The sequence below is a fragment of the Leptobacterium flavescens genome, from assembly GCF_010671605.1.
Taxonomy (GTDB): Bacteria; Bacteroidota; Bacteroidia; order Flavobacteriales; family Flavobacteriaceae; genus Leptobacterium; species Leptobacterium flavescens.
The window spans coordinates 924,912-937,416 of record NZ_JAABOO010000002.1; the positions used below are offsets into that span (position 1 = coordinate 924,912).

7 protein-coding genes are annotated in these 12,505 nt (G+C 41.4%); all 7 read left to right on the top strand.

Going from position 1 to position 12,505, the window contains the following annotated elements; translation table 11 throughout:
* The first annotated feature begins 40 nt into the window (after window positions 1-40).
* The 7 genes from GWK08_RS11745 to GWK08_RS11775 all read left to right on the top strand — a co-directional run bounded on the left by GWK08_RS11745 (window position 41) and on the right by GWK08_RS11775 (window position 12,502).
* Window positions 41-2,395, top strand: a complete 2,355-nt coding sequence (locus tag GWK08_RS11745; protein ID WP_163607379.1) for a hypothetical protein — start codon at window positions 41-43, stop codon at window positions 2,393-2,395.
* 129 nt (window positions 2,396-2,524) lie between these two features.
* Complete coding sequence (locus GWK08_RS11750) at window positions 2,525-4,900, top strand: hypothetical protein (RefSeq protein WP_163607380.1); 2,376 nt, start codon at window positions 2,525-2,527, stop codon at window positions 4,898-4,900.
* Window positions 4,901-4,936: 36 nt separating this feature from the next.
* Window positions 4,937-7,294, top strand: coding sequence for a hypothetical protein (locus tag GWK08_RS11755; RefSeq protein ID WP_163607381.1), 2,358 nt, complete (start codon window positions 4,937-4,939; stop codon window positions 7,292-7,294).
* Between the two features lie 12 nt (window positions 7,295-7,306).
* Window positions 7,307-7,882, top strand: a complete 576-nt coding sequence (locus tag GWK08_RS11760; RefSeq protein ID WP_163607382.1) for a YdeI/OmpD-associated family protein — start codon at window positions 7,307-7,309, stop codon at window positions 7,880-7,882.
* Entirely contained in the window at window positions 7,882-8,406 is a 525-nt protein-coding gene (locus GWK08_RS11765) for a DinB family protein (RefSeq protein ID WP_163607383.1), read from the top strand. The genes GWK08_RS11760 and GWK08_RS11765 overlap by 1 nt, the downstream gene beginning before the upstream one ends.
* A gap of 90 nt (window positions 8,407-8,496) precedes the next feature.
* A complete protein-coding gene (locus GWK08_RS11770; RefSeq protein ID WP_163607384.1) occupies window positions 8,497-9,276 on the top strand; it encodes an MBL fold metallo-hydrolase in 780 nt (259 codons plus the stop codon).
* A 19-nt stretch (window positions 9,277-9,295) separates the two neighbouring features.
* Window positions 9,296-12,502 carry a VPS10 domain-containing protein gene (locus tag GWK08_RS11775; protein ID WP_163607385.1) on the top strand — a complete coding sequence of 1,069 codons (3,207 nt, stop codon included), beginning with the start codon at window positions 9,296-9,298 and terminating at the stop codon, window positions 12,500-12,502.
* The last annotated feature ends 3 nt before the right edge of the window (window positions 12,503-12,505 follow it).

Below are 12,505 nucleotides of genomic sequence, written 5' to 3' on the forward strand. Positions count from 1 at the left end.
AATTCGGATAGAACAAAAAGAATATTCAACACCATCAAGTATGAGAAAAATTTTACTGCTATCCATCAGTTTTTTGTTTTGTGTGGTGATCTCACCGGCACAGGAAAAAAACTCCACCACCATTACCGACGCTTATCAAAAGTATTTTGAACTTCCCAGAGAAACCATCTTCTTGCATCTCAATAAAAGCACTTATCTTCTGGGTGAGGAAATTTGGTTTAAAGGCTATATCTACGACAGGCAAAGCGATACGCCTGCCACCAAAACCTCCAATATCCACATAGGTATCTATGATGATAAGGGAAATCAGATCAACAAAAAGCTCTTTCTCGGCTTTAACGGTTATACCCGGGGTAATATAGAAGTCGACTCGACCTTCGCCAGCGGAGAATATTATATCAAGGCTTCCACCAACTGGATGCGGAACTTTACCGAAGACGATTCCTTCGTACAAAAGATACGTATCATCAACCTGGAAACCCCTAAACCAAAGGTGGAAATAGGTCAATATGATCTTCAATTATTACCCGAAGGCGGACACCTGATAAAAGGCATCCGGAATACGGTAGGTTTTAAACTCATAGATCAGAAGGGCTTTGGAGTAGCCATAGAAAAAGGGGTCCTTCTCGATAAAGATGAAAATACCCTTCTGGAATTTAAAAGTAACTCTTTTGGAATGGGGAAATTTATCACCCCTACCCTCAATGATCAGGAATACAAGGTGGTAGCCACTCTTTTGAATGGAGAAACAGTTGAAGCCTCCCTTTCGGGGATCAGAAGCAGGGGAATTGGTATTTCGGTAAACAATCTTGCAAAAGAGAATGTGATCATCTCCCTAAACACCAACGATCTTACATTACAGGAAGTTGCTGATCAACAATTTCAACTGCTTATCCATAAAAACGGAGAATACTCTAATATTCCCGTACAATTCAAAACCGATCGGAAAAACACGCTCATCTCTCTTAAAAGGGAAAATTTGTTTAAAGGCATCAACACGGTCACCCTTTTTAACGAAAAAGGAGATCCCATTCTGGAACGTATGTTCTTTAACAACCACGAGATAGAACATCCCGATGTTTCAGTTACGAGAGCTGCTGTGGATGAAGATTCCCTGAGCATTAAATTCAGGATCGACAGCAAGGGAAAGAGCCTTCAGAATTTTAGTGTTTCCGTTTTACCGGAAGGTACCGGGTCTTATGACCATCAGGACAATATACTCTCGGCTTTTCTTCTAAAACCATATTTAAGAGGGCACGTAGAAAATGCCGCCTATTACTTCAGGGATATGGACCGCAAAAAGGAATACGATCTGGATATTCTGCTGCTTACTCAGGGATGGAGTCGTTATAACTGGGATCAGATCTTTAGTCACAGCCCCAAGCCATTGTTCGAATTCAGGAATGGAATTACCCTTAAGGGGCGTTTTAATGAAAAGAAAATAGATGAATATGAAGAGTTCTTTATTTTTCCATCCGGGAGTACGGGCTCGAAAAAAGTAGAATTATCGGGGCCTCAGTTTGAGGTTGTCAACCTTTTTCCTCAGGATAAAGACACTCTAAGGATTGCCCTGATCAATAAAAAAAGAGATCTGATAAAGCCCAAGCTATCTGTCAATCTGGTGGGAGAACCCGGCACAGACAGGATAAGTCATTTATATGAATCTCCTTTTTACAGGCTTAATGCACCTTCTGTTCCGGACGGTTTTCTTCAGGCTAGCATAACAGAGCTCGATGAAGTGGTGCTTAGTGAAAAGAAAAAAGAGAAAAAAGATCCGGATGCCAGAGGTAATCAAAGAGTGGATTATGTAGATCAGGACTTTGTCAGGAGGTTTTATTACGTTACCCAATATATCGAATCGAGGGGTTACGCAGTCCGGGAAAACCCTACCAATGGTCGCGTGTTTATTAATGTAAGGTCTCCGCGAACAATAAATGGTACCACTCAACCCGCTTTTTTCCTGAACGGGATACTCAGCTTTGATTTTGACATTCTCTACAAGCTTCCATCAAGCTCCATAGAAAAAATTATTGTAGATCAGAACGGTTATGGAGGAGGGCTTAGAGGCGCAAACGGAGTGATCAAGATCTGGTTAAGAACAACTCCCCTGATAACTGGTAACGAAAAAGCGAAACTACCTTTCTTTGAAATGCCTATAGAACACGGTTTTAGTGAGCATAAAAAGTTCTATACTCCAAAATATCAAACTTATTTAGACAGTAATTTCAGGGATTACGGAGTGATCCATTGGGCATCAGACGTGATTCCCGATGAAAACGGAGAAGCCGTTATTAAGATCGTCAATACCAAACTGAACAATATTAGCTTCTTTATAGAGGGAATGGGAAAAGATGGAAGTATCTTTTCTTCCGTAAAGACATTATCCATAGAATAATTTCTTGTCAAAACATCTGGCTATAGCTGCCCTTTATCGGGCAGCTTTTTTTGTTTAAGTACTCAGGATGAATATATAAACTTTAAATCGCTGCCGATAGAATTGAAAAAATATTTAATAAATTTAAGCATGAGAAATCTTTTAATGTTAACTGTCATTTTTTTGTCATCTGTTGTAATTTCACAGGCACAAGACAAAAAAGATCCCTCCTACACTATTATCAATTCATATCAGCAGTATTTCGAGCTTCCAAGGGAAACTATCTTTTTGCACCTCAACAAAAGTACTTACCTGGTCGGAGAAGAAATATGGTTCAAGGGCTATATCTACGACAGGCAAAAGAATACCCCGGCCACTAAAACATCCAATATCCATATCGGGATTTATGACGATAAGGGAAATCAGGTCGACAAAAAACTCTTTCTGGGTTTTAACGGATATACCCGGGGGAATATCGCTGTCGATTCTACCTTTGCCAGCGGGGAATACTATATCAAAGCCTCCACAAACTGGATGCGGAACTTTACCGAAGATGATTCCTTTGTTCAAAAAATACGTATCGTCAATAAAAAAGCACCCCAACCTGATCTGGGAGTAGTGAAATACGATCTGCAGCTGTTACCCGAAGGCGGACATCTGATAGAAGGTATCGAGAATACTCTCGGTTTTAAACTTACAGATCAGAACGGATTTGGAGTGGAGATCGAGAAAGGCGCCCTTATGGATGCTGACGGGAATACCCTTCTGGAGTTTAAAGCCAACTCCTTTGGTATGGGAAAATTTGCGGTAACTCCTCAAAAAGAACAATCCTATAAAGTAGTAACTACCCTTTTTAACGGGGAAAAGATAGAAGTTCCCTTTCCTGAGGTAAAAGACAAAGGGATCGGAGTATCAGTAAATAACCAGGCAAAGGAAAATGTGATCATTGCCTTAAGGACCAACGATCTTACCCTGGAAGATATAGATTCCAAAAAATTCCAGTTGCTGATCCACAAAAACGGAAAGTATTCCAGGACTACCATCCCCTTTAAGATGGGAAGAAAGAACACCCTGATCTCCTTTAAAAGGGAAAATCTGTTCAAAGGTATTAATATCATTACCCTCTTTGATGAAAACGGAAAGCCCTTACTGGAGCGGATCTTTTTTAATGATCACAACATAGAGTATCCCACTGTTTCGGTAACAAATACCGCTATCGAAGGGGATTCTATCAATATTAAATTCAAATTTAACGGGAAAGCAAAAAACCTTCAGAATTTTAGTGTTTCTGTTTTACCGGAAGATACCAGATCCTATGAACACAGAGAAAATATTCTTTCGGCTTTCTTTTTAAAACCATATCTCAAAGGTTTTGTGGAGAACCCGGCATATTATTTTAAGGATATCGACAGTAAGAAAAGCTACGATCTGGATATTCTGCTGCTTACCCAGGGATGGAGTCGATATGACTGGGGTCAGATCTTTAACCACAGCCCCAAACAGCTTTTCAAATTCAAAAACGGAATTACCCTCAAAGGGAGTCTTAACGAAAAGGATCTGGAGAAATACAATGAGCTTTATATCTTTTCTGCCGGAGGCCAGGGCTCAAAAAGTATAGAGCTTTCCGGTCCACAGTTTGAGATCAACAATCTCTTTTTAAAAGTCAAAGACACCTTAAGACTCTCCCTGATCAATAAAAAAAATGACCTGGTAAAGCCCAAACTATCGGCAAATCCGGTTCCGGAAACCTATACAGATAAGATCGGACATTTATTCAAATCACCTTTTTACAGGCTTAATAACCCTTCTGTTCCGGAGGGATTCCTCAGCGATAAAGTAACTGCCCTGGACGAAGTGGTACTCAAAGAAAAAAGAAAAGAGATAAAAGACCCGGATGCCTTGGGGCCACAGCAGGCAGAAGTGGTGGATGAAGAGTTTATTGAGAGGTATTTTTATATTAATCAATATATAGAATCCAAGGGCTATGCCGTGCGTACAAACCATGTTCGTTTGGATCCTGACGAAGGTTTGGTGAGCATAAATTTAAAGGCCAGTCGCACTGTAAATGCTTCTACTCAGCCGGCACTTTATGTTAATGGGATTGTTAGTTTTGATTACGACCTTCTTTTCAGGTTACCTTCCAGTGCAATCGAAAAAATAATTGTAGATCAGAGCGGATACGGGGCCGGACTGAGAGGTGGGAACGGAGTAATTAAAATATGGCTGAGAAACACCCCTCTTGTAAGGAGCTCCGGGAAATCAGTATTCCCTTATGTTGAGATACCTGTTCAAGATGGTTTTGAAGAACACAAAAAGTTTTATACTCCAAAATACCAGGCATACACCGACCGTAGTTTTCAGGACTATGGTGTGATCCATTGGTCGCCGGATGTAATTACCGATGAGAACGGAGAAGCTGTTATTAAGATCTTCAATACCAAACTGAATAATATTAGCTTCTTTATAGAAGGAATGGCAAGCGACGGGAGTATTATATCCTCCTCAAAAAAGCTACAAATAAAATAAGCTTTACAGGCTAAAGACTTTTTAATAAATTTAAGCATGAAAAAGATTTTATTATTCTTCCTGTTTTTTTTCTCATGTGCTGCAGTATCTCTGGCACAGGATAAAAATGATTCCAACACTGTGATCGATTCTTATCAGCAGTATTTCGAACTCCCCAGAGAAACCATCTTTTTACACCTCAACAAAAGTACCTATCTGGTCGGAGAGGAAATATGGTTTAAAGGTTATATCTACGATCGGCAAAAGAATACTCCTGCCACCAGAACATCCAATATCCATATCGGGGTTTATGACGATAAGGGTAATCAGATCGATAAAAAACTCTTTCTGGGCTTTAACGGATACACCCGGGGGAATATCGCCATCGATTCTACTTTTGCCAGCGGGGAATACTATATTAAAGCTTCCACCAACTGGATGCGGAACTTTACCGAAGACGATTCCTTTGTTCAAAAAATACGCATTGTCAACAAAAAAGCACCCCAACCGGATCTGGGAGTAGTAAAATACGACCTGCAGCTATTACCCGAAGGTGGGCATCTGATAGAAGGTGTCGAGAATACTCTCGGTTTTAAACTGACAGATCAGAATGGTTTTGGAGTGGAGATCGAGAAAGGCGCCCTCATGGATGCTGACGGGAATACCCTCCTGGAGTTTAAAGCCAACTCCTTTGGAATGGGAAAATTTGCGGTAACCCCTCAAAAAGGACAATCTTACAAAGTAGTAACTACTCTTTTTAACGGGGAAAAGATAGAAACTCCCTTCCCGGAGGTAAAAGACAAAGGGATCGGGGTATCAGTAAATAACCAGGCTAAAGAAAACGTGATCATCGCTTTAAGGACCAACGATCTTACCCTGGAGGATATAGATTCCAGACAGTTCCAGTTGCTGATCCATAAAAACGGAAAATATTCCAGAACCATCATCCCCTTTAAGATGGGAAGAAAGAACACTCTGATCTCCTTTAAAAGGGAAAATTTGTTCAAGGGTATTAATATCATTACCCTCTTTGACGAAAACGGAAATCCGGTGCTGGAACGTATGTTCTTTAACAACCACGAGATAGAATATCCCACTGTTTCGGTAACGAACACCGCTGCTGATGAGGATTCCCTCAGTATTAAATTCAGGTTCAACGGGAAAGGAAAGGACCTTCTGAGCTTCAGTGTTTCTGTTTTACCGGAAGATACCAGATCCTATGAACACAGAGAAAATATTATTTCCGCTTTCTTTTTAAAACCATATCTCAAAGGTTTTGTGGAGGATCCGTCATACTATTTTAAGGATATCAACAATAAGAAAAGTTACGATCTGGATCTTTTATTGCTTACCCAGGGATGGAGTCGATACGACTGGGATCAGATCTTTAACCATAGACCTAAACAGCTCTTTAAGTTCAGGAACGGACTTACTCTGAAAGGGCGTTTTAACGAGAAAAAGTTAGAGGAGTATGAAGAGTTCTTTATTCTTCCTTCTGCTAATCAAACTTCAAAAAGAGTGGAATTATCAGGGCCTCAATTTGAGCTCAAAAACCTTTTCCCAAAGGATAAAGATACCCTGAGGATTGCCCTCATCAATAAGAAAAATGATCTGGTAAAACCCAAACTATCGGCAAATTTAATAAGGGAGACCGGTACAGACAGGATCACCCGTTTATTTGAATCACCCTTCTACAGGCTTAATGCCCCTTCTGTTCCGGAGGGATTCCTCAGTAATAAAGTAACTCCCCTGGATGAAGTAGTGCTAAGAGAAAAAAGAAAAGAAGTACGAGATCCGGATGCTTTTGGACCTCAGATAGTACAGCGGGTTGATGAAAAATTTGCTCAGCAGTATTTTTATATCAATCAATATATTGAATCCAGAGGATATGCCGTAAGCGAAGACATTAGCCGGGGAACGGTAAATATAAGATTAAGAGTTCCCCGTACCTTTAATTCCAGAGAACCCGCTTTATTCATTAACGGAGTCCCCAGTTTTGATTATGATTTTCTTTTCAGGTTGCCATCGAGTGCTATCGAAAAAATTATTGTAGATCAAAATGGTTACGGGGCCGGGATCAGAGGGGCAAATGGAGTAATTAAGATATGGCTGAGATCTACCCCATTGAGAAAAAATACCGGAAACGGTGCGTTACCTTTCTTCGAATTACCCATTGAAAGTGGTTTTGCTGAAAATAAAAAGTTCTACACTCCAAAATATCAGACCTACCTGGATAATAATTTTCGGGACTATGGAGTGATCCATTGGGCTCCGGATGTGACTACAGATGAGAACGGAGAGGCTGTTATTAAGATCGTCAATACCAAACTGGACAATATCTCTTTTTATATTGAAGGAATGGCAAGTGACGGGAGTATTATATCCTCCGTACAGAAGTTAGATTCCAATCTATAATATTTCCGTAAGATGAGAGAAAGACAGGAATTATATGTAAAGAGCAGAGATGAATGGCGTAAATGGCTGAGTGAAAACCATCAGGATTCTACCGGGATCTACCTTATCATCTACAGGGTAAACAGCCCCAACCACAATTTAAGATGGGAAGAAGCCGTTCAGGAAGCCCTTTGTTACGGGTGGATAGATTCTACTGTAAAAAGACTGGATGAAGAAAGACGCAGGCAGCTTTTTACCCCCAGAAAGGCTAAGAGCGTATGGAGCAAACTAAATAAAACCTATATCGAACAATTAATTACAGACGGACTGATGCATGAAAGCGGCCTGGCTAAGATTGAGCAGGCCAAAAAAGACGGTTCCTGGAAGGCGTTGGATGATGTGGAAAACCTTATTGTTCCGCAGGACCTTCAACTCGCCTTCGATAAAAACCGGGAGGCTTACCAAAACTACGAAGCTTTCAGCCGGAGTTACCGCAAAAGTTATTTGTACTGGTTAAATCAGGCCAAGCGGGAGGAGACCCGCATCAAACGAATAAAGGAGATCATCTCCTATTGTGAAAAGAACATAAAAACAAGAGGCACATACTAATGAAATTCAATAAAGAAAGAGCCACCGAAGTTTTAGAAAGAACACCAAAAGTCCTGAGATTAATGCTGGAAGGCATTTCCCTGGACTGGCAATATGCAAGGGAAGGAGAAAACACCTGGGCTCCGATCGAGATCATTTCCCATCTGATCCTGGGAGAAAAAACCGATTGGATCCCGCGAACCCTGCTGATCCTTAGCGATCAACCGGATAAAAACTTTAAGGCCTTTAATATGACGGCTCACCTAGATTATTGTAAAGGAAAGACCATCGAAGAGTTACTGGATGAATTTGAAGATCTGCGTAAAAAGAATATGGAGATCTTCAGAAGCCTGGATCTTAACAAAGAAAATCTGGATAAAACAGGTATTCATATAGAGTTCGGAGAGGTCACCCTCAGACAGCATCTTTCCACCTGGGTAGCCCACGATCTGGGGCATATTGCTCAAATATCCAGAGTAATGGCCAAGCAGTACAAGGAAGAAGTAGGGCCCTGGACACGCTATCTCAGTATCCTGAATAAGTGATGATTTTAACACTCCACATTAACACCTCTTTAAGAATTCCTTAAGAAGTTTTGTTTAATTTTATGCTCAACTATAGCTAACTAAACCATAATGAAGAACTTCGGGTTCTTAATAGTACTTCTTCTGTCTATTTCTACGTATTCACAGGATAAGATCTCCCTTACCTACACGGGTAATATGGGTGTCTTGATATCCGATGGTAAAGTCTCCGTTTTAATAGATGGTTTGCATGAAAAATACGGAGCGGATTATCTATTTCCGCCGCAGGCGCTGGTTCAGAAAATAGGCTCGGGCTTTAACGGAAACCCCGCCCCTTCCCTCCTGCTCTTTACACACAGACACGGAGATCATTACAGTGCAAGGCTTGCCGATAACTTTTTAAAGGAACATCCCAGCAGCATGTTGATAGGGCCTGGTCAGGTTACCTCACAGTTACAAAAGCAGGAAAGAGCCATTAAAGTAGCTACCGACAGTTATGCAAAACAACTTTTTGCTCACCGGGATATTTTAGTGAAGGCCTTTAAAATGAATCATGGAGGAGCCAGGCACAAAACTGTGGAGAACACGGCATTTATCATTAGCCTGGGAGGTCTTAATATTTTACATATCGGAGATACCAGCTGGCACGAAGATATTAAGATGTTCGATCAGCTTGGGTTAAATGAAGAAGATATAGATTACCTGGTTATTCCTTATTGGATGTTACTGGGAGAGAATGCTGAGGAGCTATTGGAAAAGTACCTGGATGGCGTAAAACTTATTGCTACCCACATTTCGCCGAGAATCGATAAAAAAGATCTCAATGAGATTAAAAAGAGATACCCTAAAACCGTATTTCTGACACAACTAGAAGAAAAACTAAAACTTTGATCAACTCAATAATTCGAATATGAAACGTTTATTACTTATTTTGATACTTCTGGTATCGACATCACCATTATTTTCTCAGGAATTTAATATGGAGCTCGTTCAGGATATGAAACCCCGAAATATCGGACCGGGGGGAATGAGCGGACGGGTTACTGCTATAGATGCAGTACACTCCAACCCGGATGTAATGTATGTGGGAACTGCTTCCGGAGGACTCTGGAAATCAACTTCCGGAGGAATTAAATGGACTCCAATATTTAACAAGGAAGTAACGGCTTCCATCGGGGCTGTGGCTATCCAGCAATCCAATCCATCAGTGATCTGGGTAGGAACCGGAGAAGGAAACCCGAGAAACAGTCTTAACGGCGGATACGGGGTTTACCGATCGCTGGACGGTGGAAAAAACTGGGAATCCATGGGATTGGAAGAAACCAGGCATATTCACAGGATCATTATAGATCCGACAGATCCTAATACTGTATATGTAGGAGCTATAGGTTCTCCATGGGGAGAGCACCCTCAGAGAGGAGTATTCAAAACTACAGACGGAGGAAAAACATGGGAAAAGATCCTCTTTGTAAATAATAAAACGGGAGTGGCAGATCTGATCATGGATCCTACCAACCCAAATAAGCTGATCGCTGCCATGTGGGAGCATAAGCGCGACCCCTGGTTCTTTAAATCGGGTGGTAAAGGCAGCGGACTTTATATTACACATGACGGAGGGAAGAACTGGAAAAGGATGACCGAAAAAGAAGGTTTCCCGAAGGGGGATCTGGGTCGTATTGGAGTTGCTATTGCTAAAAACAAACCCAATGTGATCTACGCCCTGGTAGAAGCTAAAAAGAATGCCCTGTACAAATCTGTAGACGGCGGCTTTAAATGGGCAAAGGTGAATGACAAAAACGATATCGGAAACCGTCCGTTTTACTATTCGGAGATCTATGTTGATCCGGAAAACGAAAACCGCGTGTTCTCTATTTTCACTTATGTAAATGTATCTGAAGACGGTGGTAAAAACTTCAGTCAGTTAATGCCGGCTTATGGTGTGGATAACGGGGTTCACCCCGATCACCATGCATGGTGGATACATCCTGAAAACGGCCAGTTCATGATCGACGGGAATGACGGAGGTCTTAACATCACCAAAGACGGTGGAAAAACCTGGCGTTTTATCGGGAACATTCCTGTGGCGCAGTTCTATCATATAAGTGTAGACAATGAATTTCCGTATAACGTTTACGGAGGTATGCAGGACAATGGTTCCTGGAGAGGCCCGGCTTATGTATGGAGAGCTCAGGGTATTCGCAACTCTTACTGGCAGGAAATCGCTTTCGGGGACGGATTTGATGTAGTACCGGACCGCGATGATTCCAGATACGGATATGCAATGAGTCAGCAGGGATTTGTTTCCAGGTACGACTGGAAAACAGGAAATAACTATATCGTTCGTCCGACACATCCCGATGCAAATGTAAGATTGCGTTTTAACTGGAATTCGGGGATCGGACAGGATCCTTATGATAACTCAACCGTGTATTTCGGAAGTCAGTTTGTACACAAGAGTACGGATAAAGGGCTTACCTGGGAAGTAATTTCTCCCGATCTGACTACCAACGATCCTGAAAAGCAAAAGCAGCACGAGAGTGGTGGGCTTACACTGGATGCAACTGGTGCGGAAAACCACTGTACCATCCTGGTTATTGAGCCTTCACCGGTAGAAAAAGATATGCTATGGGTAGGAACAGATGACGGAAGAGTTCATTTTACTCAGAACGGAGGACAAAGCTGGACTGATGTTTCCAAGAACATCAAAGGGCTTCCGGCAGGAAGCTGGATAGCACAGATAAAAGCTTCCAACAAGAACAAGGGAGAAGCTCTTTTAATTGCCAACGACTACAGAAGATACAATTATACACCTTATGCGTACAGAACCCGTAACTATGGTAAGACCTGGGAGCGCATCGTAGATCAGAATGATGTAAAAAGTTATACTCTTAGCATCGTTGAAGACCTTGAAGAGCCTAATTTAATGTTCCTGGGTACGGATGATGGTCTGTATGTTTCTTTGGATGCAGGTAATAAGTGGACCAAATGGACAGAAGGTTTCCCAACGGTTTCTACCAAAGACCTGGTAATCCATCCAAGAGAACACGATCTGATAATCGGTACCTTCGGAAGAGCGGCATGGGTACTGGATGATATTCGTCCGCTAAGAGCTTTGGCGAAGAACAAATCTGTTTTGAGCAATAAGATTGAACTCTTTACGCCTCCAACTGCTTATCAGGCGGCTTATCAGCAACCTACCGGAAGTCGTTTTGGAGCTGATGCTATTTATAACGGTGAGAACAGAAGAGGCGGTGCTATGATCACTTATTACCTCAACAAACCTAAAGCAGAGAAAAAAGAAGGAGATAAGGAAAAGAAAAAAGAGGAGAAAGAAGATGAAGCTGCTGAGAAAAAAGTAAAATGGGATTCCCTTAAGCTTGATATTTACGATGGTACGAGACTCATCAGAACTTTAAAGAGAAAAGCGCCTAAAAAGAATGGTTTCCACCGTATCTATTGGGGTATGGACGAAAAAGGGCCAAACAGGCCATCCAGAACGATCCCAAGGGTAAATCGTGAAAGAGGAGGAATTTCTGTTAAGCCGGGTACCTACAGACTGGTACTTTCTTTTGGAGATCAGACATCGGAAAGCAGGATCAAGGTAGAAGACGATCCGAGGTTGAATGTTTCCCAGGCCAATACCAATCAGGCTTACAATGCGGGTAAAACCCTGGAGAAATATACGCAAACAGCGGCAGATGCAGTGAAGCAACTGGTAAAGAGTAAAAATGTTGCCAAGGATTACCAGACAAAACTCACTAAAGAAGACAAGAAGAAATACAAAGAAGAGATCAAATCTTCTAAAGACATCATTAAGAAGATAGATAGCGTTATTGCTCTTTATCTTGGAAAAGTAGATAGAAGACAAGGGATCACCAGAAACCCCGAACCTAATGTAATGCAAAGGATCGGAAATGCCAGCTTCTATGTAGGAACCAGACAAAGCGGACTCACCAAAACAGAGGAAACCCTGATGGGGCATGCAAAAACATCCCTGGAGGATGCATTGAAAAAGACCAATGAGTTCTTTAATTCTGACTGGAATACCTATAAAGATGCTATGCAAAAAATAGACATCTCGCCTTTTAAAGAGGTGAAGAATTTTAATATAGACTGATCA

Coding starts and splice junctions, on each gene's coding strand:
- GWK08_RS11745 (WP_163607379.1), top strand. CDS start 41: ATGAGAAAAATTTTACTGCTATCCATCAGTTTTTTGTTTTGTGTGGTG.
- GWK08_RS11750 (WP_163607380.1), top strand. CDS start 2,525: ATGAGAAATCTTTTAATGTTAACTGTCATTTTTTTGTCATCTGTTGTA.
- GWK08_RS11755 (WP_163607381.1), top strand. CDS start 4,937: ATGAAAAAGATTTTATTATTCTTCCTGTTTTTTTTCTCATGTGCTGCA.
- GWK08_RS11760 (WP_163607382.1), top strand. CDS start 7,307: ATGAGAGAAAGACAGGAATTATATGTAAAGAGCAGAGATGAATGGCGT.
- GWK08_RS11765 (WP_163607383.1), top strand. CDS start 7,882: ATGAAATTCAATAAAGAAAGAGCCACCGAAGTTTTAGAAAGAACACCA.
- GWK08_RS11770 (WP_163607384.1), top strand. CDS start 8,497: ATGAAGAACTTCGGGTTCTTAATAGTACTTCTTCTGTCTATTTCTACG.
- GWK08_RS11775 (WP_163607385.1), top strand. CDS start 9,296: ATGAAACGTTTATTACTTATTTTGATACTTCTGGTATCGACATCACCA.